Below are 24560 nucleotides of genomic sequence, written 5' to 3'. Positions count from 1 at the left end.
AAGAGGGATGCCCCAACGTCAGTCGAGCAGGATCCGTGTGCCGAAGATGTCCTGGTCGAGGCCTCCGCCGTTGCCGCAGTTGTCACCCGTGTACGGGGCGTCTGCGCGCGCCAGCGGGACGTCGCGGTTGACCTCGCCCGCCGCGCGGCCCAGGTCGACGCGGCACTGGAGCACGTCGAAACCGTCGACGAACCCGCCCTCCGCCTCGGTCTCTCGGGGGTCCACGCCGGGCACGACCTCGCGGTTGTCGGTCCAGGCCGCGTAGGCGAAGAGGCCGCCGCCCGCCGCGCCGTTGCCGTCGGCGACAGCGACCCAGTTGTAGTCGCCCTGGAACGGGATGTCGCGGCTGCCGAACATCTCGTAGGACGGCTGGTGGGTCGTGGCCGAGATCATCCCCTGCGGCGTCCACGTGACGCCGTCGGTCGACGTCGCGGCGTAGGTGGCGACGACGTCGGTCCCCGACGACACAGCCCGGCCCTGGGCGTCGAGCCGGTTCCCGACCGGGCGCTGCACGGAGTAGGCGTCATCGGTCCGGTTGTCCTGCCAGATCGCGACGAGCATGCCGCCATACGCGTCGACGTCCGAGAAGAACTGGTGGCCGGGGTCGCCCGGTGACGGGTCGACGGCAACCCCTGGTGACCAGCTCGTGCCGTTCGTCGTCGACCGTGCCACGTAGACGAGCGAGCGGCCGACGGTCCCCGGCGTCGCCGAGGAGTATGCCGTCTGGCTCGGGACGATGCTCGCCGGGTCGACCGCGTTCCACGTCGCGAAGACGCCGGGGACCTTCCCGCTCTGGTCTGCAGTCAGCCTGGGCTCCAACGGAATTCGCGGGAACACGAAGCTCGGGGCCGCGCACACGAACGGCCCGTCGCCGCAGTCGCGTGCTCCACCGATGTTGGGGAAGTAGGACGTGAAGGTGGCGATCTGCACGGGCTTGCTGAAGGTCAGCCCGCCGTCGGTGGACCGCACGACGCGCATGCCGTTGCGCTGGTTCGGGTTGCTCGTGCCGAAGCTGCGCCACGAGACGTAGACGTCGCCGTCGTGCTCGACCGCGATGTCGCAGCCCTGGACCGCGCCGTCCGAGACGATCTGGCCGTTCTGCCAGGTCGCCCCGTGGTCGGTCGAGCGCGAGAAGTAGATCTTCGTACGGCCGGCGTTGCCCTGGAACTTGCTCCAGCAGAAGTAGACGTTGTCCTCGAACCGGCTGGCCGTGCTGCGGTCCACCTCCATCGAGGGCTTGTCCTGGAAGATGCCGGCGAGCGAGGGCGTGCCCGCCTTGTCGATGATGCGGGTGCGCAGGTAGTCCTTCGGGAGCTGCCCCGTGGGCCCTGCCGGCCCGGGGCCCGCGGCGTAGGTCGACACGAAGACCGAGCCGTTCTGCGGCATGACCCGGTTGAACGCGATGCCGCCGACGAACAGCCGGCCGTCGTTGTCGAATGCGACGAGCGGGTCGCCCGAGTCGGTGCGCCCCTTGAGCGGCGAGGCCATGCCCTCGGTCGAGTTGTCGAGCGGGTAGCCCGGGAGCGCTGAGTCGAACCAGCTGCGGCCGCCGTCGGTGGAGAAGCCGAGGCCCATCCAACCGGCCGCGAGGTCCGTCATGCAGTAGTCGTTCCAGCCCGCGACGACGACGTCGGGGTTGGTCGGGTCGATGGCCACCGTGGGTTCGTTGCCCTGGCGCCGGTTGCCACCGTCGTTGGAGTCGGAGTCCCCGTCGTTCGCGACGTCGTCAGGGGCGGGGCTTGTGGCGGGGTTGCCGCAGTGGGCGATCGCCTGGTCGGTGCCGCCGTCGTGTCTCGTGTAGGCGCCGTCATCGGAGACCGCGAAGTCCGCCATCGGGGCGGCTGAGGTCGTGCCCGTGACCGCGATGGGTGCCAGTACCGTCGCTACACCGGTGACGATGCCGACGATGAGTCGTCTGTGCATGGTGCTGCCCTGTCGGGAGTGTGCCGTAGTGGACGTATCCACGCTCCTCCGACCGGACCCCGCTGTCAGCCCTTCGGCGGGTTTCCCGGTCGTCAATTCAGCGCGGGTCCGTGGACTTCCTGTGTTGGCTTCGGGAGGGGCGCCGATGCCTGAGTTACCTCGCCTGAGAGGGGCGATCGGCGCGGTCGCCTCCGGATGCCCAGCCAGGTCGCCGCTGCGGCATACAGCCAGGTCACGGCAAGGCCCGCCCACCACGGGTGGGGAAGAACCCGTCGGAAGGTGTCGCGTGGGTGAGCACCAGGGGATGGCCGACGAGCGTCTGCGGCACCGAGAAGCCTGCAGCCGGCGTCACGCGCGGGATCCATCGCGTGACCTCGTCCGGCAGTAGCGGCACGGCAGCGACCACGTAGAGGAGCACCACTGGGCCGCGATGGACAGCCCGAGGCCCGAGCCGCGATCGGACCCCGTGCGATCCGATGACAGCCGCTCGAAGGGGCGGCCGAGCCGAGCCACCGCGGCCGGGTCCAGCGAAGGCCCCAGGTCTCGACGACGAGGGACACGGACTCCTCGCCGTCAGCGCCGGTCACCACCACAGGGGCCGTCCGGCGACGCGTGGACGACCGCATTGTCGACGAGGTTGTCGACGAGGTTGTCGACGACTGGACACAGCAGCCTCGAGCTGCCGGTCGTCCCCGCCGCCGCCCCCAGGTCGCTCACCACGCCGAGGCCGCGAGCGCCAAGGTCGGCGGCGCGCGCCACCAGGGAAGGAGCGATGACTTCGCCCAGCGAGACCGGCCCCTCGTCAGGCAGTGCACGGTGACGATCGGCCGTCTTCGACGCAAGGTGGGCGACCCGCCCGTCATGGCGACGACCCCGAGGTTCGGATACCGCATCGTCGACGAACCACGCACGGATCAGGACACGTGAGAGGGCGGGCCGTCGAAACGGCCCGCCCTCAAACGCAGCGACGTGGATCAGGGTCAGTCACAGCGGTGGGAGTCCCCCGCCACGATCAGAACTCACTGACATCCAACTCGGTTCAAGCTCAGCTGCAGCCGCTCGTGCTTCCGCAGCCCTCGCAGACGTAGCACGACCCGGCGGGACGCATCTTCGTGCCGCACGTCATGCAGATCGGTGCGTCGGCCGTGATGCCGCCGAACTTCTCCAGCAGCTCGGCCGAGCTGTGCACGTCCGAGGACGCGGCACGAGCGGAGGCCGCGCCGGCGCCGAAGTTGACCTCGACCGCCGTCTGCTTGGACTCGGCCTTGGCCGTCTCCTCAGCCTTGTGCTCGGCCTTCTTCGAAACGGGAGCCGACTGCTGGAGCGACTTGAGCTCGTCCTCGAGGTCCTCGTCCGACTCGTCGGACTCGATCGCCTCGTAGGAGCCCGTCTCGACCTGGCGCGCCCGCTCGGCAGCCGTGTGGATGCCCATGAACGAGCGGGTGTCGTAGTCGAGGTAGTCGAGCGCGAGGCGCCGGAAGACGTAGTCCATGATCGACGAAGCCATGCGCACGTCCGGGTCGTCCGTGAGACCGGCCGGCTCGAAGCGGAGATTGGTGAACTTCTCCACGAACGTCTCGAGGGGCACGCCGTACTGCAGGCCGATCGAGACCGCGATCGAGAAGGCGTCCATCACGCCGGCCAGGGTGGAGCCCTGCTTGCCGAACTTGAGGAAGATCTCGCCGAGCTGCTGGTCGTCGTACGTGCCGGCCGTCAGGTAGCCCTCACCACCACCGACGGCGAACGACGTCGTCTGCGACGTGCGGCGCTTGGGCAGGCGGCGACGGACCGGGCGGTACTCGATGACCTTCTCGACCTTGACCTCGCCGGCCGCGGCCGCCTTGTCGGCAGCAGCGTCCTTGGCGGTCGATCCACCGTCCGAGAGCGGCTGGCCGACCTTGCAGTTGTCGCGGTAGACGGCGAGCGCCTTGATGCCGAGCGTCCAGCCCTGCATGTAGACGTCCTGGATCTCCTCGACCGTGGCCGTCTCGGGCAGGTTGACCGTCTTCGAGATGGCACCCGAGAGGAACGGCTGCGTCGCAGCCATCATGCGCACGTGACCCATCGGCGGGATGGCACGTGCACCCATGGCCGTGTCGAACACCTCGTAGTGCTCGGGCTTGAGGCCGGGAGCGTCGATGACGTGGCCCTTGTCGGCGATGTACTCGACGATGGCCTCGATGGACTCCTGCTGGTAGCCGAGCTTCTTCAGGGCCCGCGGGATCGTCAGGTTGACGATCTGCATCGAGCCGCCGCCGACGAGCTTCTTGAACTTGACGAGCGAGAAGTCCGGCTCGATCCCCGTCGTGTCGCAGTCCATCATGAAGCCGATGGTGCCCGTCGGGGCCAGCACCGACGCCTGCGCGTTGCGGTAGCCGTGCTTCTCGCCGAGCTTGACGACGTCGTCCCACGCCTTCGTCGCGAGCTTGTGGACATCGGAGTCCATCGCGTCGAGCGTCTTGATGTTGTCGTTGGCGGCCTGGTGCTTGCGCATGACCCGCTTGTGCGCGTCGGCGTTGCGGGCGTAGCCGGCGTACGCGCCCACCACGGAGGCCATCTCGGCCGAGCGCTTGTAGGCCGCACCCGTGAGGAGCGAGGTGATCGTGGCGGCCAGCGAACGGCCACCCTCGGAGTCGTAGCCGTGGCCCGTTGCCATGAGCAGCGCGCCGAGGTTGGCGTAGCCGATGCCGAGCTGGCGGTAGTTGCGCGTCGTCTCCCCGATCGGCTCGGTCGGGAAGTCCGCGAAGCAGATCGAGATGTCCATCGCCGTGATGACGAGCTCGACGACCTTCTGGAAGGTCACTCCGTCGAACGTGTCGTCGTCGCGGAGGAACTTGAGCAGGTTGAGCGAGGCGAGGTTGCACGAGGAGTTGTCGAGCGACATGTACTCCGAGCACGGGTTGGAGGCCGTGATGCGGCCCGTCTCGGGGTTCGTGTGCCACGCGTTGATCGTGTCGTCGTACTGGATGCCCGGGTCGGCGCACTCCCACGCGGCCTTCGCGATCTTGCCGAAGAGCTCACGCGCGTCGACCTCCTCGATGACCGAGCCGTCGAGACGCGAGCGCAGGCCGAAGTTCGTGCCCTCCTCGACGGCCTTCATGAACTCGTCGTTGACGCGGACCGAGTTGTTGGCGTTCTGGTACTGGACGGAGACGATGTCCTTGCCGCCGAGGTCCATGTCGAAGCCGGCGTCGCGCAGCGCGCGGATCTTGTCCTCCTCACGCGCCTTCGTCTCGACGAACTCCTCGATGTCGGGGTGGTCGACGTCGAGCACGACCATCTTGGCCGCACGACGCGTCGCGCCGCCCGACTTGATCGTGCCGGCGGACGCGTCGGCGCCGCGCATGAACGACACCGGGCCGGAGGCCGTGCCACCCGAGGAGAGCAGCTCCTTGGACGAGCGGATGCGCGACAGGTTGAGACCCGCGCCCGAGCCGCCCTGGAAGATCTTGCCCTCTTCCTTGTACCAGTTGAGGATCGAGTCCATCGAGTCGTCGACGGAGAGGATGAAGCAGGCGGAGACCTGCTGCGGGCTCTTCGTGCCGACGTTGAACCACACGGGCGAGTTGAACGAGAAGACCTGGTGCAGCAGTGCGTGCGTCAGCTCGTGCTCGAAGATCTCGGCGTCGTCGGTCGTGGCGAAGTAGCCGTTGCTCTTGCCGGCGGCGACGTAGGTGAGCACGACGCGGTCGATGAGCTGCTTGAGCGAGACCTCACGCGCGGCCGTGCCGACGGCGCCGCGGAAGTACTTGGTGGTGACGATCGTGCTCGCGTTGACCGACCAGAAGTCGGGAAACTCGACCCCGCGCTGCTCGAAGATCGTCTCGCCGGTCTTCCAGTTCTGCTGGACGACGTCGCGCTTCTCCCACGTCACCTCGTCGTACGGGTGGACGCCGGGCGTGGTGTAGATGCGCTCGATCTTGACGCCCTTGGCGCCTGCCTTCGAGCGTGAGCTGCGGTTACCGATCTCCGTCATGTCGTGCGGCCTCCCTGACCGTGTGTGCCCTGATGGGCCCTAGTGCCTGCTTCTCGTCCTGCGTGCTCACTGCAGTCAGTTTCTCGCCGGGGTCTGACAGTCCCCTTGGCCGTTCGGCGACCTGTTCGTGGAGGGTGGTTACCGCTGTGCGTCGAGCGGTGAGGGAGCGGTGGGCTCCTCCCCCAGCGCGTCGCGCTCGGCTCGGAGGAGCGCGATGGCTCCCTCGAAGTCCTCGAGGCTCTCCCACGCCTGGTACACGCTGGCGAACCTGAGGTAGGCGACTTCGTCGAGCTCGCGGAGCGGCTCGAGGACGGCCATGCCGACCTCGTGCGCCTCGATCTCGGCGTTGCCCTGCGACCGGATGGCCTCCTCGACCTTCTGGGCGAGCAGAGCCAGGTCGTCCTCGCTCACGGGCCGGCCCTGGCATGCCTTGCGCACCCCGGAGAGGACCTTGGCCCGGCTGAACGGCTCAGATGCTCCGGACCGCTTGATCACGTTGAGGCTCGAGGTCTCGAGCGTCGTGAAGCGGCGGTTGCACTCGGGGCACTGGCGCCGGCGCCGGATGCAGGCGCCGTCGTCCGTGGTGCGCGAGTCGATGACACGCGAGTCGGTGTGGCGACAGAACGGACAGTGCACGCCTGGTCACCTTCCCTTCCCGAGACCCAGTCGTTCAACGTTGGGCGGTCATCCCGTATGCCGTCCGCCGCCCTTCCCGCCGCCCCGGTCGGTGTTCGTGGGACCGGCCGGGGCTGGGGATGGATCTGGGGACGACGTGGGGATGACCTGTGTGTAAACCCCATCTGCCTGGGGACTACATGTGGACGTCTTACATCTGTGTAACTACTAGATGTAGGGGTAACTGTAGGCATGGAGTGACCGCCATCGCAAGCAGATCGACCGGGTCCGGCGCGTCGTGTCGCTGACCTGCACAAACGTCACATCAGCCCCATAGGTCTCGGGCGTGTCGCGAGGCCTCGACCCCAACATCTGGGGGCGGGCGCCACGAGCCGCACCCCATCTTGGGGCGGCTGGGCGCACGTGGGCCCCGGTCGGCCGATGCTGGCCCGATCTCAGCCGGACGTGGCGCCGCCCAGCTGGCCCTCGAGCTGACGCACCCGGGTGACCAGCCCTTTGAGCAGCAGCATGGCGGTGTGCGGGTGCTGCTGGATCAGGTCCATGAAGGCTGCGGGAGACAGCCGGAACGCGGTCGCGCCCTCGGGCCCGCTCGTGACGGTGGCCGTCCGGCCCGACCCGTCGATGAGCGACATCTCGCCGAAGTAGTCACCGGCCGACAGCGATCCCACGGCGCGCCCGTCGACGTCGACGTCAGCGGTGCCGTTGATGAGCATCACCATCCCGGCGCCGGGGTCCCCCTGCTTGACCAGGGGGACACCTGGACTGACCTCCCACGTCGAGCCACGCGCGATCATCTCCTCGACGAGGTCGTCGGGCAGCTCGCAGAACAGCTCCACCCCGCACAGCGAGTCCTTCAGGTTCATGGTCGCCTCCCACACCGCGGCCCGCCTCATGGACCGACCTTTCGACCGTAGTCCTCAGGCCCGCGGTGCGGGCCCGATAGGCAGGGTTCGTACGGACTGTCTGGCTTCGGTGGCCGGTCCTGAGACACAGGCGTGGTCCAGCTTGCCCGGACGGGGTCGATGGCGGAGGCTCTGAACGTGACAAACCGGACATCAGAGCTCGACCGGCTCGCTGCGGACGAGCGCCGTGAAGCCGAGCTGGGCCGCTACGACGTGTTCGGGCACGCGCCGGGACGTGAGCTCCAGGCCCTGGTCGAGATCGCGGCGCAGATCAGCGCGGTGCCCACCGCCGCGATCAACATCGTCACCTCGACGACGCAACAGCAGCTCGCGACGACGGGCTTCGAGCCCGCAATCTGCGCCCGCGAGGACGCGATGTGCGCGGCAGTGCTCGACCGACCCGAACGCGTCGTCGTGCCCGATGCCAGGGAGGACGAACGGTTCCGCGACAACCCCTTCGTGTCGGGCGCCCTCAGCAAGGTCCGGTTCTACGCCTCCTCCCCGCTCACGACGCCGATGGGCGTCATCATCGGCCGCCTCTGTGTCTTCGACTTCAAGCCGCGCCACCTCAACGACGCCCAGCAGGACGCCCTCGTCGCGATCGCCGAACGCGTGGTGGACGTGCTCGAGCTGCGGCTGCGGAGCAGGGAGCTCGAGGAGTCGCTCACCCAGCTGACCGAGACCCGTGACGAGCTGCGCCGGTCCAACGAGGCGCTCTCCGTGTTCGCCGGTCAGATCAGCCACGACCTGCGCACGCCGCTCACCGCGATCATGGCGAGCACCGAGATGCTCGGGCAGCAACCGTCGGTCGCACAGGACGAGTGGGCCGAGCGCCTCGTCGCGACGGCGTTCCGGTCGGCGACTCGGATGGCCGGCATGATCGAGCAGATCCTGGCCCACGCCCGGGTCGGAGCCCAGCTGCGGACCATCCCGACCGACGTCGAGGCGGTCGTCACGTCGGTCTTGGAGGACCTCGCGCCGACCCTGGTGGCGCGAGACGCACAGGTCACCGTAGGTCCTCTGCCGACCGTCGACTCGGACGACCAGCAGCTCTACTCCGTCCTGCTCAACCTCCTGTCCAATGCCGTGAAGTACGCCCGGCCAGATGTTCCCCCGGTGATCCAGGTCTCGGCCGAGCGGCGCCAGGCGTCCTGGCGGATCTCCGTGCAGGACAACGGGATCGGCATTCCCGCCAGCGAGCGGGATCGAGTGTTCGGGCTCTTCAGCCGGGTCGAGACGTCTGTCGACGGTAGTGGCATCGGCCTCGCGACCGTCAAGCGCATCGTCGAAGCCCACGGCGGCGCGATCGGGATCAGCCCGGTCGACGGCCCTGGGATCACGGTGTGGTTCGAGATACCGGACGCCCCGGCGCCGCGGCCCTGACGGGCCGCCGGGCCAGCGCGAGGACGACGAAGGCGACCCCGAACGCCACCAGCCCACGCAGGTCCAGGACGAGACCGTGGATGACCAGGACCGCGAAGCCCCACATCGCGGACCCGTCGTCGAGTGACTCGCCGAAGGCGTGGGATCCGGCCCGGGCGCCGTTGTCGAGGACGTAGGCGAGCGCCAGGGACGCCACGTGGGACAGCGCGGCGATCGCCGCCCACCGCACGCGGCGCAGGCCGGTACGCAGCTGTGACGTCGGGCGGTGCGGACCGGACCCGCCGCCCGTCCCCGGGGCGCCGACGCCCCGCTCGACGACGGGACCGGGCGAGGGCTCGAGCGGCTCGAGCCTGGGCGTCGCGAGGCCCGCGGCGAGCGCGACCGCGAAGCCGGTGACACCGACCAGCGCCGGGGACGAGACCGCCACGAGGGCGGCGTCGCCGGCGGTCTCAGGACCCTCAACCGCCCATAGGATGATGAGCGGCACCGCCTGGACCGCGAGGATCAGTGCGCAGCCACCGACGACGAGCCGGTCGCGGCGGCTCACGGGACGGGCCTCGGCCAGGCCAGTGGGTCCATCCCCAGGCTGGGGCCGGTCGTCGCGCAGGCCCGTTCGTCGGCTCCCTGGACGATGCGCAGGTCGGGACGCCCGGCGGCGACCGCGACGAGGTTGCGGGCGCTGTCGGTGCCGGCCCGGAGGTAGTCGGAGTGCCCCGTCGAGGTGCGTCCGACGTCGACGAAGTCGGATCGTGGGTGAAGGAAGTGGTTGCAGCCGACCCCGAGCTGCCTCGAAGCGAAGGTCGAGAGCCGCAGCGCGCCCACGACGGACGCCGGAGGGTTTCCGTGCACCATCCAGCCGTAGTTGAAGACGTCGTCGCCGATGGCCCCGAGCACGTTGAGCGCGCCCGGTCTGAGACTCGTGCGGTCGACGTCGGAGAACGGCAGCCCCGGGGCGCCGAACACGGCGAGGTCGTCGATACCGCTGGTGCGCAACGAGGCGAACCCGGCCAGCACCGCGCCGTAGGAGTGCGCCCACACCGTCTGGTGGGCGGTCCTGTCCCGGGCCGCTCCGAGACCCGTGACGAAGTCGGCCAGCGCGTCGGCGTTGTCTCTGGCCAGCTTGGCGTTCAGGACGTTGCGGTCGATCGAGGTGACGATCTCGTCGAGCTGTGGTGCGTCGTAGCCCATCCACGTCACGACCGCGACGTCGCCGCGCGCCACCGCCTTCGCGTCGGCCCGCATCCGGACGAAGGTGGTGTCGTAGCGCGGGAGGTCGTCGCGCACCGTCGTCGTGAGCCCACCGACGAACGTCGTCAGGTGCTCGGCGCTCTCGACATCACCCACCGCGACGACCACCTTCACGTCGCGCTCGCTCGCGTCGACGAGGAGCAGCCGACGCTCGAGGCCGTCTCGGCGCCCGAGCACGTCGCGGATCGCTCTCAGGTCGGCGACCCGTTCGTCGGACCGGGTGCGCTCGGCAGCGTGCCACGGTGTCGCCACCGCAGCGTCCACGTCACGCGCTCGCGTGGCGGCCACCCGCTCGGCGCGAGCCAGCAGGGTCAGGTTGGCCTCGTGACGGGCGGCCACGGGCACCCCGTCACGAGGGCCGACCCACTCGGGCCGCTCCCTGATCGCCCTGCGGCGTTCACCGTCGGTCAGTGACCTCCACCAGGCTGCGGACGCGAACACGGCGTCGTCGCCGGCACCCGGACGTTCCGACGGCGGGACTGGCAGCACCGGCGACACCGCCGCACCTGCGCCCGAACCGGGCGTGACGCCGCGCGCCGAGGCGAGCAGGGCGCGCGCGAGCTCCTCGTCGGTCTCGGTCGCGGCGTGGCGGGCCCTCAGGAGGCAGGCGTGCACCTCGGCACGCAGGAGCTCGTCGAGGCGGGCGCGATGGGCCTGCGCAGCCGGGTCACCGACCGTGGCGCGGACGGGTAGGAAGAGCGTGCCGTCGTCGTCGACCCACGCCCCTTCGGCAGCAGCCCGCCTGTCGGCTCGTCCGACGAGGTCGATGGCGCCCTGGAGCCGCCCGGCAGCGAGGCCGAGGGCCTGTCCGGCGACGGCGATGCCCTGCGCGACCTGACCGAGGCCCGCGACCACCACGCCGTAGCGCTCTGCCGCCGCTGTCGATGCCGCCCCGGACCAGCGCGGTGCGGCCGAGCGCCGCCACAGCAGCAGCTGGGCCATCGTGACGACCCGCCGCCGCTGCTCCTCTAGCCTGCGGCTGACGGCGACGAGCGACTGCGGCCGGCTCGCCCGGACGTCACGCACCGACAGGCCTGAGCCCAGCGCGCTCGCCGTCATCGACTGCTCCCGTCGTCGCCCCGTCTCGCCCGCGCCAACGAGTCACGCACGGCCCGGTCGACCGCGTCGTAGGCGTCGGCGCAGGCCCAGACCGACCGTCCGAGCTCGCGCAGCTGCCAGCGCGTGCCGGCCAGCTGGGCCTGCCAGGCAGTCGCGACGTGGTGCAGGCCCCAGGCGGTGCGACCGCCCGGCACTGCGACGGCGACCGGTCGCAGGTCGTCCGCGATCCCGAGCCCCTCGAGCTGCGCCATGACCTCCTCGACCGTCATGGCGCTCTCGCGCAGGGTCCGTGTGTCGACCTCGAACCTCATCCCCGCTCCCTTCCCGAGAGCAGCAACGCTAGGTCGGCCGCTGGACGCGCGACGTCGCTCATCCACAGGGCCTGTCGGTCACACGCGCGCGGCAGCCACCGCGCAGGCGACAGCAGAACGCCGCACCCCCTCCTCAGGGGTGCGGCGTCCGGGCGCGAGCGGCGGGGTCGAAGCGCCGCCGGCGCCAGCCGCTGAAGGTGGAGCCAACGCGGCCGATCGGGAGGGCGGCCGAGCAGCAGCCGGTGGACGGCATACGGCCTCGGTGTGGCCCAAGTGAGCCCGTGGGCTCGGGTCAGCGAGTCGGGATCACGAGCTGCTGGCCGGTGTGGATGTGGCTCGTGCTGAGGGCGTTGGCGATCTGGAGCTCGACGACGCCCTCTCCTGTCGGCAGGTCGGGGAGCTCACGGGCGGCGATGCCGGACAGCGTCTGGCCGGACTGCACCGTGACGACGCGCGGCTCGACCGACGCCGAGGCGATCTGGCCCACGAGGCCGACGGCCAGGACCGAGATGACGGCAGCAACGAGCAGGGCGACGACGAGCCGGCCGAAGCGGGTGAGCCGGATCGGGGGCTGGGCAGACCCGGCCGCACGCGCCGCCCGGACCGCCTCGCTCCCGGTGGGCACGGACACGAGGTTGGGTCGACCTGCTGGTCGTGGCCTCACGACCTCCCGCACGTGCGGCTGGTGAACGGCCTCGAGCACGATGGCGCTCATGGTGACCTCCCCTTGCTCCTGATCCGGCGAACAGGTGTTCGATAGAACGCTTGTACGAGTTGTAGCACGTATGTTCGATGAAGTCGAGACACGCATCGAACAGGTGTTTGGCAACTGTGTTCGAACTGCGTAGTCTTTCCTCACACCACAAACCTCACCAGCCACCACTGACACTGGCCTCCCATGGGCGGCCCTCAGGGGTCTGAGGAGCCGAAGAAGGGGACACCATGGGCGTGACCGAGCTTCCCGACCGCGACAGCGGCGACGGCCTGACGGTGCGTCAGCGCCGGGTGCTCGAGGTGATCCGCAACTCCGTCGATCGTCGCGGCTACCCGCCGAGCATGCGCGAGATCGGTGACGCGGTCGGGCTGGCGAGCCCGTCGAGCGTCTCCCACCAGCTCAACGCGCTCGTGGCCAAGGGCTACCTGCGCCGCGACCCCAATCGTCCCCGCGCCCTCGAGGTCGTCTCCCCGGACGCGAAGGCGGAGGAGCTCGGCTACCGCGGCGGGGCCGCGACGCCGCCACGCCCCCGCGGCGACCACTACGACACGGAGACCGACTCGGGTGACGCCCGCCCCGAGGCCTCCTACGTCCCGGTCCTCGGGCAGATCGCCGCCGGTGTCCCCATCACGGCCGAGGAGGTCGTCGAGGACGTCTTCCCACTCCCGAAGCAGCTCGTCGGCGAGGGCGACCTCTTCCTCCTCAAGGTCAACGGCGACTCCATGGTCGATGCCGCCATCTGTGACGGCGACTGGGTCGTCGTGCGCCAGCAGCAGCACGCCGACAACGGTGACGTCGTCGCGGCGATGCTCGACAACGAGGCGACGGTCAAGACCTTCAAGCGCAAGGACGGCCACGTGTGGCTGATGCCGCACAACCCCGACTTCTCGCCCATCGACGGTGACGACGCGACCATCCTCGGCAAGGTCACAGCCGTGCTGCGCCGCATCTGAGGACCTGCCGCAGCCGCCAGGACTCGAGTCACGTCAGTGGGGGCTCGTCGCCGAGTGCGCCGAGCCACCACGTGCCGGCGTCGCCGTACTCGGCGAGCTCCGGCGGTGTGAGGGTGGCGGTCACGCGCAGCCACGACTCGGCGCGCAGCAGCCTCCCGAGGTGCAGCGCCGCTGGTAGTGCGGCGCGCAGCTGCGCCACCGGCACGACGTCGCTCCAGACCTCGATCCCGGCGTCCGCGACCCGCCGCAGCCGCGCGTCGTCCGGCGTCGTCTCCAGGCGGTGGAGCAGCACGTTGAGGGGGATGAAGAGGGCCGAGAGCGGGTGGGCGAGCACGGAGTCGCCGAAGTCGAAGAAACGCATGCCGGCCGGCGTCGCGAAGACGTTGTTGGCGTGCAGGTCGTTGTGCACGAGGTTCTCGGCAAGCGCCAGCTCGTCGAGGTCAGCGGCCCACGCCGCCACGTCGGGCAACCGCCTTCGAAGACGGTCCGCGACCTCCGGCGCCATCCGCCGCGGGTCACCCTCGGGCAGCGCCTCCAGAGAGGCGACCCGCGCTCGCACGTAGGCCGCCGCCTCCGCCGGGCGCATCACAGACACTCCCGCCCCGACGAGGTCGGCCGCGTGACCGACGAGGTCGCGCTGCAGGTGCATGGCCTCGGTGGCGATCCGGCACCAGGCGTCGAGGTCGTCGCCCCCGACGGTCTCGGCGAAGACCCGGCCCTGGTCGGGCACCAGGTGCAGCCCACGCTCGGGATCGGCGGCGACGACCGGCACGACACGGTCGGGCGCGATCGCGTCGAGCACGACGAGCAGGCGGGTCTCGAAGGCCTGGTGCGGGCAGTTCTGCTTGGCCCAGTACGTCGACCCGTCAGCGGCAAACGCTCGCCACACCGTCGACCACGGCCGCTGGTGCGCCGCCTCGAGCGCGACCAGCTCGGTGCCCACGCCGTCGAGCACGTCGACCACCCAGTCACGCAGCTCTGCCTCGAACGCGTCGGAGGTCCAGCGCACCGACGGGCCGGGACCGTCCTCGGGGAGGGTGGCATACCAGGGCGGCTCCTGGCTCGGCTCGTCGGCGCTGGTCCCGTCAGAGCCCGCCTCGTCAGTGACCGAGGGCACCGCGTAGCCCCACGAGGGTCGGGCCGAGTGGCGCGTGCAGGCGCAGCGTCGCCTCGGCGTCGCCGCGTGTGGCCGAACGCGTGACGATCGCGACGGGCACGCCGTGCTGGTGGGCGCGGCGCACGAAGCGGTAGCCACTCATCACCGACAGCGAGGACCCGAGGACGAGCAGGGCTCCGGCGGCCTCGACGATGCCGAAGCACCGGGCGACGACGGCCTTCGGCACGGACTCGCCGAAGAAGACGACGTCGGGCTTGACGGTGTCGTTGCCGCAGACGAGGCACCGAGGTGCGTGGAAGGACTCGACGAGCGCGTCCGCGAGGACGATGTCGCCGTCCGGGCGTACCTGCTCGCCCCACTGGGACCCGACGGCGGCGGCGGCCCGGGAGAAGCGCTCCATGAAGCCGGGGTTGGCCTCGGTCATCCTCTCGTGCAAGCCGATTCGCGACGTGACTTCACCGCACGTGAGGCACACTGCCTGCTCGAGGGAGCCGTGGAGCTCGACGACATCGGTCGCGCCGGACGCCTGGTGGAGGCCGTCGACGTTCTGCGTGATGATCGGCCCGACGTAGCCGGCCCGCTGCAGGTCCGTGACCACGCGATGACCGACGTTGGGGGCCGCCGCGTTGAAGCGCTGCCAGCCGATGTAGCTGCGGGCCCAGTAGCGCCGCCGCGCGTCGCTCGACCCGGCGAACTCGCCGTACGTCATCGGCTCGACCCGGCGCAAGCCGTCCGGACCGCGGTAGTCGGGGATCCCCGACTCGGTCGAGAGGCCGGCACCGCTCAGCACGACGACGCCACCGGCGCTGACGAGGTCGACGAGGTCGTCGAAGCTGCCCAGGTCGTGCGTCTCGAGCGGCAGCGTGCGTGACGTGGACAGGCGGCTGGTGGCTCCGGCTGTTCCGGTCGGCTGGTGCACCGGACCAGCCTACGACGGCGTCGGGCCATACCTGACACGTCGACTCCTTCAGCAATCCATAATCTTAGGTTATGCTGGATGCATGATCGACGCTGCCGGCCTGCGGGTCATGAAGGCCATTGCCGACGAGGGAAGCTTTACGAGCGCCGCCAACGCCCTCGGCTTCACCCAGCCGGCCATCTCCCAGATGGTCCGCCGCCTGGAGCAGCGCACGGGCACGGTCCTCGTCGAGCGCTACGGCCGCCAGGTGCGGCTCACCGAGGCCGGCCAGGTCCTGGCACGCCACGCCGTCGGCGTGCTCGCGGCGCTCGACGCCGCCGAGGAGGAGATCACCGCGATCGCCGGCCTGCGGGCGGGCCGGGTCCGCCTCCAGGCCTTCCCGAGCTCCTCCGCGACGCTCGTGCCCAAGACGCTCGCGATCCTCAAGGCCAAGCACCCCGACATCACCGTCACCTTCACCGAGGCCGAACCGCCCGAGTCTCTCGCGGCCCTGCGCAACGGAGACTGCGACGTCGCGGTCGCCTTCGCCTACGAGGGCGCCGATCTCGGCGAGCTCGAGGAGGACCTGTCGCTCCTCGTGACCCGTCGGCTCATGGACGACGAGGTACGCCTGGTCGTCCCGGGCGCCCACCCCCACGCCGGCGACTCCGCGGCCTCGCTCGCCGACTTCTCCGGCGATGAGTGGATCGCCGGGTGCCCGCGCTGTCGCGGCCACCTGCTCTCGCTCGCCGACCACGCAGGCTTCCGACCCAACGTCGCGTTCGAGACCGAGGACTACGTCGCACAGCTCGGGCTCGTGACCGCCGGCCTCGGGGTCGCGCTCGTGCCGGACCTCATCCTCAACGCCGCCAAGCACGACGAGGTGGCGACGCTGCCCCTCTCCCCCGCCTCGCGGCGCCAGATCCTGGCCGTGACGACGCCCGACCTGCAACGCGTCCCCGCCGTCGCCGCCGCGCTGGACGCCCTGTGCGAAGCCGCGGGCGCCGACCCGCGCACGTCCGCGGCCGAGCTCGTCGGCGCCAAGGCCTGACCGCCGTCGCCAGCGAGCGGACGCGGCGGGGCGCCCCGAGCGTTGGTCGGCCTGGCGGCATACGGTGTGCCCATGGGTGATGACGCGCGCGGTCCCCGACCTCCCTCCCCCGACGCCGTGACCGGCACGGCGGTCCGACCGTGACCCGGGTCGCCGTCGCGGCGACCGGCTCGGCCGCGCTGGAGGCGGGTCTCGAGGCGGGCGCCGAGGGCGGTAACGCGGTCGACGCCGCCATCGCCGCCGCGCTCGCCGCGATGTGCACCGACCCCGGCGTGGTGAGCCTCATGGGCGGCGCCTTCGTCAACGTGTGGCCGGCCGGCTCCGACCCCGTCGTCGTCGACGGCAACGTCGAGATGCCCGGACGCGGCCTCGACGTCTCTGCGTTCGGCAAAGGTGTCCGTCAGGTGCACACCGACTACGGAGGAGGGGTCACCATCGGCGCCGGCCATGGGTCGGTCGCGAACTCCGGTGCGGTGCATGCACTCTCGCTGGCACGGGACCGCTTCGCCGTGCTCCCCTGGCGCCGGCTCGTCGAGCCCTCAGCGCGCGCCTGCCGCGAGGGCTACCGTGTAGGCGCCGCCGCCGCCCTCTACCTCGGGCTCGTCCGCGACACGCTGTTCGGCGACGACCCCGAGGCCCGCGCCCTCGTCACCGGCGCCGACGGCGGAGCGGTGCAGCCCGGCGAGACGTGCGTCAACTCCGACCTCGCCGAGATCCTCGAGCTCCTCGGCGCACAAGGTGTCTCGTTGTTCACGACCGGGGCCGTGGGACGGGTCCTCGCGGAGGACATGGCCGCCAACGGCGGGCTCATCACGGAGGCAGACCTTGCGGCCTACGAGGCCGTCGTACGCACGCCGACGGTGCGCGCCGTCGGCCCGTGGAGCGTCGCGCTCAACCCTCCGCCGTCGGTCGGCGGTCCGATGCTCGCGGCGATGCTCGGCGAGCTCGCGCGGCACAAGAGCTGGACGTGGGCCGAGGTCATCGACATCCAGCGTCGGGTGCTCGCCTACCGCCTATCGGTGCACGACAGGTCGCGCGACCTCGACGGCGACGGCCACGCCCTGCTCGAGGCCGTCGAGCGCCACGGCCTCGCCGGACTGCCCACCTCGGCCTCGACGGCCCACGTGTCGGCGGTCGACGAGTACGGAACCGCTTGCGCCATCACGATGTCCGCCGGTTACGGCGCCGGCATGGTGATCCCCGGAACCGGCATCCTGCTCAACAACGCGCTGGGCGAACCGGAGCTCAACCGCCTGGGGCTGCACGCCGTGCCGCCCGGCACGCGCCTTGCGTCGAACATGGCACCGACGACCGCTCGGAGCGCGACGGGCGCTGCTCTTGCTGTGGGGTCGCCCGGTGCCGACCGCATCACGACCGCCCTCATGCTGGTGCTCGGTCGCGGCCTGCTGCTCGGCGACGACCTCCAGCAGGCCATCGACGCGCCGCGACTGCACGTCCGGTTCCTCCCCGACGGCTCGCCGCGGGTCGACCACGAGCCGTCCGACGACATCGCGGCCGCTGCCGAGGCCGGCGGGCTCGACGCGTACGGCTACCCCGGGCCGCACATGTACTTCGGCGGGGTCGGGGCCGCCCAGCTCGGACCCGACGGCCTCGTCGCAGCCGGTGACGCGCGCCGTGAAGCCGCCGTCGGGGTGTCTCCGTGACGGGGGCCGCGCGCCCGCCCCTCGCCGCCCTCCTCGACCTGCAGCCGCACCCCGAGGGCGGGTGGTACCGCCAGACCTGGGTCTCCCCCGAGACGGTGACCTTGCCGGACGGGCGGACGCGTGCCACCGCGACCCTCATCCACTTCCTGCTGCCCGCCGGCGACTCGTCCGCGTGGCACCGGGTCGCCTCGGACGAGGTCTGGATCGCGCACACCGGCTCGGTGGCGCTCGAGCTCGGGGGCGACGGTGCCCAGCCGTCGTCGCCCGCTCAGGTGCAGTCCGTCGTGGTCGGGGTCGACCTCGTCGGCGGAGAGGTGGCCCAGGCCGTCGTGCCCGCCCGGGTGTGGCAGCGGACCCAGCCGTCCGGGGGCGACGCCCTCGTGAGCTGCCTCGTGTCCCCCGGCTTCGACTTCGCCGACTTCGAGCTGGTCGGCGACACCGATCGCGCCTGACGGCCCGAAGCAGCAGGCAGCCCTCATTCGGACACGGCTCTGACCTCGTCCCCGTCCGAGACGATCGCGACGTCACCCTCCAGGTCGGTGCGGTGAACCTCGAACCCCCTGTCCTGCAAGGCCTTCATCGTCGCGGGGGCGGGATGGCCGTAGTCGTTGTCGGCGCCGACACTGATCACCGCCAGTCGCCCGTCCACGCGGTCGAGCAGTCGGTCGTCACGGTTGCTCGACCCGTGGTGGGCCACCTTGAGCACGTCGATGCGTCCCCAGCGCGCGGGGTCGAGCTGCGACTCGTGCAGCACCTGCGCCGCCGCCTCGCGCTCGATGTCGCCCGCCAGCAGGACCGTGACGCCCCGGACGCGCATCGTGAGCACGACGGAGCCGTTGTTCGGCACGGAGCCGGCGTCGATGCGCCGGGCCGGCCACCAGACCTCGGCCGTCAGCGCCCCGACCGCGAGCCTCTGTCCGGAGCGCAGCTCGCCGAGAGGCACTCGGGAGCCGGCTGCCAGCCGGGCCACGCGTGCGGCCTCGGCCGGGGGGTCGAGTACCGGCGACGCGCGGATCTGGGCGACCGGCCGCTCGAGGACCGCCGCCAGGCCACCGACGTGGTCGGCGTGGTAGTGCGTGAGCACGACGAGGTCGACTGCGGTTGCCCCGATCCGGTCGAGGCACGCGCGCATCGGCCACGGCTCGGGCCCCGTGTCGATGACGACGACGTGACCGGCACCGTTGTCGGCCACGAGACCGTCCCCCTGCCCCACGTCGCACGCGATGAGGGCCCAGCCGGGTGGCGGCCAGGCGATCGGTGCCGTCGGTGCGCCGAACCCGGTCGTGAGGACGACCACTGCCACAGCGACCGTCGGCCGGTGTCGGGTGCGGTGCCACGCCCAGGGCAGCACGGCGACGACAGCGACGGTCAGCACCGCCAGGAGCACCGCAGCGCCGGCGGTATCGCCCCAGCCGAGGCTGCCGAAGGGCAGCTCAGAGCTCCACCGGGCGACGGCCGCGATGGCCTGGGCCGGCACCGCAGCCCCCCACGCGAGCCAGGCGGCGCCGGTGACCCAGACGACCGACACGATGGCCACGACCACCCCCACCATGGTCGTCGGGCCGACGAACGGGGCCGCGAGCAGGTTTGCGAGGACGGCCACGAGCGACACGCTGCCCTGGAGCGGTACGACGATCGGGGCACAGACAGCCTGGGCGGCCACGGGCACCGCGAGCACCGGACCGAGCGGCTTCAACAGCCTGGGCAGGCGCCGAGCGATGGCTCGCCCCCACGGTGGCGCCAGCACGAGCAACCCCAGGGTGGCGACGCTGGACAGGGCGAAGCCGTACGAGCGGGCCAGCCAGGGGTCCCAGACCAGCAGGACCACGATCGCTCCCGCCAGCGCCGGCACCCCTGCCCGGCGGCGCGAGCTGGAGAGTGCGAGCAGGCCCACCGTGCCCATCACCGCGGCCCGCACGACGCTCGGCTCGGGACGCGCGAGGATGACGAAGCCGGCGAGCCCCAGGAGCGCCACCGGCGGCCGCCAACGGCGACGCACTCCGACCAGGCCGCACGCCCACAGCACCCCACCCAGCACGAGCGTGACGTTGCTGCCGGACACGGCGCTCAGGTGGCTCAGCCCCGTCGCGAGCATCGCTGCCGTCAGGTCGGACGGCGTGCGTGACGTGTCGCCGACGACGAGGGCCGGGACGAGGCCGCGCGCGTCCGGCCACACCGATGCGGTGGCAGCCCGAAAGCGGTCTCTCACGACGTCGGCGGCCTCGAACACCCCGCCCGCCCCGGCCAGCACGCGCACCGACTCCTTGGGGATGGCCACGGCGACGACGTCGTCTCCCGGGTCGGCCGGGCCGAGCCGCACCACGGCCTCGATCTCGTCGTGCCACCGGAGGCCGGCCCACTGCGGGCCCCGACCGATGACCAGGACCGGCGCGGCCACGCGCGTGCTCTGGCCACGGCCGACGACCTGGCCCACGTCGAGCCGGACGACACTCACGACCGGGCCTGCCGCTCCCCCGTCCTCGATGCCCCCGCCCTCGGTGCCTCCGTCCTCGATGCCCGCGCCCTCGGTGTCCCCGTGCTCGACGCGGCCGCCCATGCGACCGGCCGCGACCGGGCGCGGCTCCGCCGCCACGGTGGCGCGCACCGTGACGACGGCCCGCTCGCCCGCGAGGGAGTCGACCGGTCCGGCGGACCGGACGGCCCGGTGACCAGCGGCGGCGCCCAGCAGGAGCGCCAGCACCGCGCACACGGCAGCGAGCGCCCGCAGGGCACCACGACGGCGGCCACGCAGCGCGCCGGGTCGGGTCGTCGCCAGCGCGGCGAGCACTCCGCCACCAAGGCTGAGGGCCCCGGCCAGGGCCACGAGCCACACGGGGCCGAGGAGTCCCCAGAAGGCCACGACGGGCCAGGCCGGGACCACCGGCACCAGCAGTCGCAGGTCGAGCCGCCGACCACTGCGAGGGCGCACGCGACGAACCGCGGGCCGGCCGGTGAGGACCACGAGCGACGGCCCCCGCGGGGCCTGCTCGCGCATCCTCGGCGCCCGGCGGGGTCGAGCGATCCCGGGCGACCGAACCTTCACAGCGTGACCTTGGGTCGCAGCTGGGCCATCAGCTTGTCGCCGATGCCGCTGACCTCGCCGAGCTCGTCGACCGACGTGAACCGGCCGTGCTCGGCGCGCCAGTCGATGATCCGCTGCGCGAGCACCGGGCCGACCCCGGGCAGCGTGTCCAGCGCCGTGGCGTCGGCCGTGTTGAGGCTCACCATGCCTCCAGCGGCCGAACCGCCGCCGGTGGTCGACCTCGAACCACCCATGCCACCTGCGCCGCCCGAGCCACCGCCCGCGCCGGCCCCTCCCCCGACGACCGGCGCCTCACCCCGCTTCGGCACCCGGACCTGTTCGCCGTCGACGAGGAGCCTCGCAAGGTTGAGGGCGGAAAGGTCGGACCCGGGCTTCACGCCACCGGCCGCCGTGATCGCATCGGCCACACGGGCGCCCTGTGGGAGCCGGACGAGACCCGCCCGCGCCACCTGCCCGACGACGTGGACGACCACCTCGGTCCCCACCGTCGACGCGCCTGCCACCGACGGCGATCCACGTGCGCCCGTCGCCCCCATGCTGGGCACCTTTGCGGCCGAGGCCTTCTCGCCTTCGACCTGCACGCTGCGGGACGGTCCCGGCGCGAGGTCCGGCACCGCCGACCGCTCGGCCCACAGGACCCGGAGGACGAAGGCGCACCCGACGGCGACCACGAGCGCGAGCAGCGACACGAGCGCCGCGCTGCTGATGCCGCGGCGGCCGGTGCGCAGCTCGTCGGGCACCGTGAGCAGGCTCGGTCGTCGGGCTCGTCGCAGGTCGGCGTCGAGCCGAGCCACCTCGTCGTCGTCCGCGGCGCGTGGCGCGAGGCGGCGCACGGCGGCCACGACCGGGCCCGGGCCCGGTTCGGTCACCAGCCCCGCCGCGGGCGGAGTCGGCACCCACCCAGCGTCCTGCTCGTCCCCGAGGACCCGGGCCACCCGCTCGAGGTCTGGTGCTCTCGGGGCGGGACGGAACGGCATACCCCGACGGTAGGAAGCCCGTCCGGCCGCCGGCGGCGGCCGCCCGCCCGCTGGGGACAACGGCCCCTGGGCCCGAAGGGGTGTGGACGGCCACACCCCGAGACGTGTCGCGCGTCGATTCACGCCCCCGCGCCCGGCTGGGCCAGACTGCTCCAATGGCCCGGCACATCATGACCCTGACCTGCGACGACCGACCCGGCATCGTCGCGGCCGTGTCGTCGGCACTGCTCGGCGTCGAGGCGAACATCGTCGAGAACCAGCAGTACTCCGATGAGGACACCAACCTCTTCTTCATGCGCACCGTCTTCGACGCGGACGCCTCCGAGGTGGAGCAGGTGCTCGACGCGGTGCGCGAGAGCCCGGCCATCGCCCACCACCACCTGGCCGTGCGGCCCGAGGACGAGCACTGCCGCACGATCATCCTCGTCAGCAAGTTCGACCACTGCCTCCTCGACCTGCTGTACCGCTGGAAGTCGGGCGACCTGCCGATCGACATCGTCGGCGTCGTCTCCAACCACGAGGACTGCCGCGCGCTGGTCGAGTACTACGGCCTGCCGTTCACCGTCATCCCGGTCACGTCGGACACCAAGGCCGACGCGGAGGCGGAGCTGCTCCGCATGGTCGACACCAACGACGTGGGCCTCGTCGTCCTCGCCCGATACATGCAGATCCTCAGCGACTCGCTGTGCACGGCGCTCGAGGGTCGCGCGATCAACATCCACCACTCCTTCCTGCCGGGCTTCAAGGGCGCCAAGCCCTACCACCAGGCCCACGACCGGGGCGTGAAGCTCATCGGCGCCTCCGCGCACTACGTGACGGCCGACCTCGACGAGGGCCCGATCATCGAGCAGGACGTCGTCCGCGTGACGCACGCGGAGTCGCCCGAGCGGCTCGTCGCCCTCGGCCGCGACGTGGAGCGCCGCGTCCTGTCGCGCGCCGTGCGCGACCACGCCGACTCGCGCGTCTTCCTGGCCGGCCGTCGCACGATCGTCTTCTGACACACGGCCGCCCCCGCATGCCGTGAGGCGTGCTCACAGCACACGGGGGCGGTGCGTGCGTGGCCGGGTTCAGCCCAGCCCGAAGGCGTACAGCTTGTTGTTCGGGGTGCCGAACCCGAAGTTGCTGTAGCCGGATCCCCAGTAGACCGTGCCATTGGAGATCGCCGCTCCGGAAAGGCACGACCCACCGCTCGCGAAGCTCCACAGGACCTGGCCCGTGGCGGCGTTCAGCGCGTACATGTGCCCCTCCGCGTCGAGCGAGCACCCGAAGACGACACCGTTGGCTGTCGTCACCGGTCCCGACGTGCTGCCGCCGTCCGGTGGCCGGGTCTCCCAGACCCGCTGACCGGTGGCCGCGTCGAGGCCCGACCACACGCCGCTGGTCGCACCGTTCCATTCGACCAGGTTGCTGTTGGCGTTTGCGGTGTAGACCCGCTTGCCGTCGACGGCCGAACCCCACTGGAGGCCGCCGGCCGTGCCACCAGGCCCGGCCTGCGTCACCCAGACCACCGCGCCGGTGTTGGGATCGAGGGCCCAGTACTGGCCGCTCTTCTGGCCCGCCCCGACGAGCTCGCGGCCGTTCGCGGCCTTGAAGAGGCCAGGGGCCTGCCCGAAGTCGTAGTCCGGACCGGCTGGCTGCGGGCAGTTGGATCCATCCCCGAAGAACGGGATGCAGTCGACCGTCCACGCGTCGAACGGCAGCGCCTGAGTCACCCACTTGACGGCTCCGGTGCGGAGGTCCAGCGAGACGATCGAGTCGAAGTAGTCCGTTGCGGGAAGGCAGGCCCGCTTGCCCGCGGGCGTGCTGTTCGCCGCGACGCACTCGAGGACTTCAGCCGGTGCGTCGTAGTTGTTGCCCGTCGCGACGTACACCGAGCCGCGCTTGACGTCGATCGCGGGAGAGCTGCCCCAGACCGCGTTGCCGGGGAAGGCCTCGCTCGGCGTCATGTAGGTCTTCCACAGGATGCGTCCGGTCGCGAGGTCGAGCGCCGCAAAGCTCCCCCGGAAACTGCAGCACGGGTAGCCCGGAACGGTCGCGAGTGCCTCCTCCTGCGATGCGACGCCCACGTAGGCGACGCCGTTGAAGATCGTTGCCGACTGCGTGATGATCGCCGCGGGGTGGCTCTCCACCTGCGTCTTCCAGAGCAGGTTGCCGGTGGCCTTGTCGATGGCCATGACCGCGCCACCTCCACCGAACGGGCCCTGGTTGCCGATGACGAGAGCCGTGTCCGAGAAGGCCGGCGTCGCGCGAGCCTTGTCGCCGGCGATCCCCGTGTAGCTCGTGATCGTCCGCTGCCACACCACGGCCCCCGTGACCCGGTTGACGGCATAGAGGTTCCCGGCCCAGTCCGGGAAGTAGACCTGGGAGCCGTCGACGGCAGGAGTCGCGGAGACGTCTCCCCCGGTCGTGACCGCCCACTTCGTCCTCAGTTCCCCGACCGTGGCGGGCGAGATCTTCATCTCGCTCGCGGCGTACCTCGTGTTCTGCCGGTCACCACCGGCAGAGTTCCATCCGTTTCCCCCCGGTGCGGCTACCGCCTGGCCGCCGACCAGCAGGGTCCCCGCAACCCCTGCAGCCACCAGCAGCCGAGCATGACGAGACATCTTGGTCATCGCAGCTCCCTGAGCGTGACGACCCGCGAGGGTCGTCGAGTGACCCCTGTTGGACGACTCGACGCTAGACCCGGCGGGGCACGCACGTCAGG

The 24560-nt window shown here is 71.4% G+C and carries 21 protein-coding genes; 7 read left to right on the top strand and 14 right to left on the bottom strand.

What is annotated here, in order from left to right; genetic code table 11:
• Positions 1 to 18: 18 nt before the first annotated feature.
• Both H9I49_RS17330 and H9I49_RS17325 read right to left on the bottom strand, forming a co-directional pair.
• On the bottom strand, positions 19 to 1923 hold the full coding sequence (locus H9I49_RS17330) for a sialidase family protein (RefSeq protein ID WP_188031616.1): 1905 nt from the start codon (positions 1921 to 1923) through the stop codon (positions 19 to 21).
• 232 nt (positions 1924 to 2155) lie between these two features.
• The gene (locus tag H9I49_RS17325) at positions 2156 to 2317 is read right to left on the bottom strand and encodes a hypothetical protein (RefSeq protein WP_188031615.1); all 162 of its coding nucleotides are present in this window, start codon (positions 2315 to 2317) and stop codon (positions 2156 to 2158) included.
• A gap of 218 nt (positions 2318 to 2535) precedes the next feature.
• On the opposite strand from H9I49_RS17325, the gene H9I49_RS17320 reads away from it, so the two are divergent.
• Positions 2536 to 2850: a hypothetical protein gene (locus H9I49_RS17320; RefSeq protein ID WP_188031803.1), complete on the top strand. Its 315-nt coding sequence runs from the start codon at positions 2536 to 2538 to the stop codon at positions 2848 to 2850.
• Between the two features lie 118 nt (positions 2851 to 2968).
• Here H9I49_RS17320 and H9I49_RS17315 read toward each other — a convergent pair whose 3' ends face one another.
• The 3 genes from H9I49_RS17315 to H9I49_RS17305 form a co-directional block, all read right to left on the bottom strand.
• Positions 2969 to 5899: a vitamin B12-dependent ribonucleotide reductase gene (locus H9I49_RS17315; protein WP_188031614.1), complete on the bottom strand. Its 2931-nt coding sequence runs from the start codon at positions 5897 to 5899 to the stop codon at positions 2969 to 2971.
• Between the two features lie 138 nt (positions 5900 to 6037).
• Complete coding sequence (gene nrdR, locus H9I49_RS17310) at positions 6038 to 6535, bottom strand: transcriptional regulator NrdR (RefSeq protein ID WP_188031613.1); 498 nt, start codon at positions 6533 to 6535, stop codon at positions 6038 to 6040.
• Positions 6536 to 6969: 434 nt separating this feature from the next.
• Positions 6970 to 7428: a Crp/Fnr family transcriptional regulator gene (locus H9I49_RS17305; RefSeq protein WP_188031612.1), complete on the bottom strand. Its 459-nt coding sequence runs from the start codon at positions 7426 to 7428 to the stop codon at positions 6970 to 6972.
• 147 nt (positions 7429 to 7575) lie between these two features.
• Here H9I49_RS17305 and H9I49_RS17300 point away from each other — a divergent pair, with 147 nt between their 5' ends.
• Entirely contained in the window at positions 7576 to 8820 is a 1245-nt protein-coding gene (locus tag H9I49_RS17300; protein ID WP_188031611.1) for a GAF domain-containing sensor histidine kinase, read from the top strand.
• Here H9I49_RS17300 and H9I49_RS17295 read toward each other — a convergent pair.
• From H9I49_RS17295 to H9I49_RS17280, 4 genes are all read right to left on the bottom strand, one after another.
• The gene (locus H9I49_RS17295) at positions 8774 to 9367 is read right to left on the bottom strand and encodes a hypothetical protein (protein WP_188031610.1); all 594 of its coding nucleotides are present in this window, start codon (positions 9365 to 9367) and stop codon (positions 8774 to 8776) included. The genes H9I49_RS17300 and H9I49_RS17295 overlap by 47 nt on opposite strands.
• Positions 9364 to 11127, bottom strand: coding sequence for an alpha/beta hydrolase (locus H9I49_RS17290; protein ID WP_188031609.1), 1764 nt, complete (start codon positions 11125 to 11127; stop codon positions 9364 to 9366). The genes H9I49_RS17295 and H9I49_RS17290 overlap by 4 nt, the downstream gene beginning before the upstream one ends.
• Positions 11124 to 11438: a hypothetical protein gene (locus H9I49_RS17285; RefSeq protein WP_188031608.1), complete on the bottom strand. Its 315-nt coding sequence runs from the start codon at positions 11436 to 11438 to the stop codon at positions 11124 to 11126. Before H9I49_RS17285 ends, H9I49_RS17290 begins: the two co-directional genes overlap by 4 nt.
• A gap of 292 nt (positions 11439 to 11730) precedes the next feature.
• Positions 11731 to 12153, bottom strand: coding sequence for a LysM peptidoglycan-binding domain-containing protein (locus H9I49_RS17280; RefSeq protein ID WP_188031607.1), 423 nt, complete (start codon positions 12151 to 12153; stop codon positions 11731 to 11733).
• Positions 12154 to 12380: 227 nt separating this feature from the next.
• Here H9I49_RS17280 and lexA point away from each other — a divergent pair, with 227 nt between their 5' ends.
• A complete protein-coding gene (gene lexA / locus H9I49_RS17275) occupies positions 12381 to 13106 on the top strand; it encodes a transcriptional repressor LexA (RefSeq protein WP_188031606.1) in 726 nt (241 codons plus the stop codon).
• 28 nt (positions 13107 to 13134) lie between these two features.
• Here lexA and H9I49_RS17270 read toward each other — a convergent pair whose 3' ends face one another.
• Both H9I49_RS17270 and H9I49_RS17265 read right to left on the bottom strand, forming a co-directional pair.
• Positions 13135 to 14223: a phosphotransferase gene (locus tag H9I49_RS17270; RefSeq protein WP_188031605.1), complete on the bottom strand. Its 1089-nt coding sequence runs from the start codon at positions 14221 to 14223 to the stop codon at positions 13135 to 13137.
• Entirely contained in the window at positions 14207 to 15142 is a 936-nt protein-coding gene (locus H9I49_RS17265) for a Sir2 family NAD-dependent protein deacetylase (protein ID WP_370587624.1), read from the bottom strand. The genes H9I49_RS17270 and H9I49_RS17265 overlap by 17 nt, the downstream gene beginning before the upstream one ends.
• Before the next feature lie 82 nt (positions 15143 to 15224).
• Between H9I49_RS17265 and H9I49_RS17260 the strand changes: the two genes are divergently transcribed.
• The 3 genes from H9I49_RS17260 (at position 15225) to H9I49_RS17250 (ending at position 18288) form a co-directional block, all read left to right on the top strand.
• Positions 15225 to 16172: a LysR family transcriptional regulator gene (locus H9I49_RS17260; protein ID WP_188031604.1), complete on the top strand. Its 948-nt coding sequence runs from the start codon at positions 15225 to 15227 to the stop codon at positions 16170 to 16172.
• A gap of 140 nt (positions 16173 to 16312) precedes the next feature.
• A complete protein-coding gene (locus tag H9I49_RS17255; RefSeq protein ID WP_188031603.1) occupies positions 16313 to 17836 on the top strand; it encodes a gamma-glutamyltransferase in 1524 nt (507 codons plus the stop codon).
• Complete coding sequence (locus H9I49_RS17250) at positions 17833 to 18288, top strand: cupin domain-containing protein (RefSeq protein WP_188031602.1); 456 nt, start codon at positions 17833 to 17835, stop codon at positions 18286 to 18288. Before H9I49_RS17255 ends, H9I49_RS17250 begins: the two co-directional genes overlap by 4 nt.
• A gap of 23 nt (positions 18289 to 18311) precedes the next feature.
• Here the strand turns inward: H9I49_RS17250 and H9I49_RS17245 are convergent, their stop codons facing one another.
• Entirely contained in the window at positions 18312 to 20765 is a 2454-nt protein-coding gene (locus H9I49_RS17245; RefSeq protein ID WP_188031601.1) for a ComEC/Rec2 family competence protein, read from the bottom strand.
• 110 nt (positions 20766 to 20875) lie between these two features.
• The gene (locus tag H9I49_RS17240; protein ID WP_188031600.1) at positions 20876 to 21856 is read right to left on the bottom strand and encodes a helix-hairpin-helix domain-containing protein; all 981 of its coding nucleotides are present in this window, start codon (positions 21854 to 21856) and stop codon (positions 20876 to 20878) included.
• A 155-nt stretch (positions 21857 to 22011) separates the two neighbouring features.
• Here H9I49_RS17240 and purU point away from each other — a divergent pair, with 155 nt between their 5' ends.
• A complete protein-coding gene (gene purU, locus H9I49_RS17235) occupies positions 22012 to 22854 on the top strand; it encodes a formyltetrahydrofolate deformylase (RefSeq protein WP_188031599.1) in 843 nt (280 codons plus the stop codon).
• Between the two features lie 69 nt (positions 22855 to 22923).
• Here the strand turns inward: purU and H9I49_RS17230 are convergent, their stop codons facing one another.
• Positions 22924 to 24468: a PQQ-binding-like beta-propeller repeat protein gene (locus tag H9I49_RS17230; RefSeq protein WP_255524039.1), complete on the bottom strand. Its 1545-nt coding sequence runs from the start codon at positions 24466 to 24468 to the stop codon at positions 22924 to 22926.
• Positions 24469 to 24560: the final 92 nt, after the last annotated feature.

The sequence above is a fragment of the Terrabacter sp. MAHUQ-38 genome, from assembly GCF_014518425.1.
In the GTDB taxonomy this organism is placed as follows: Bacteria; Actinomycetota; Actinomycetes; order Actinomycetales; family Dermatophilaceae; genus Terrabacter.
Note: the sequence above shows the minus strand (reverse complement) of the source record. Positions and strands in the feature narration are given on the sequence as shown.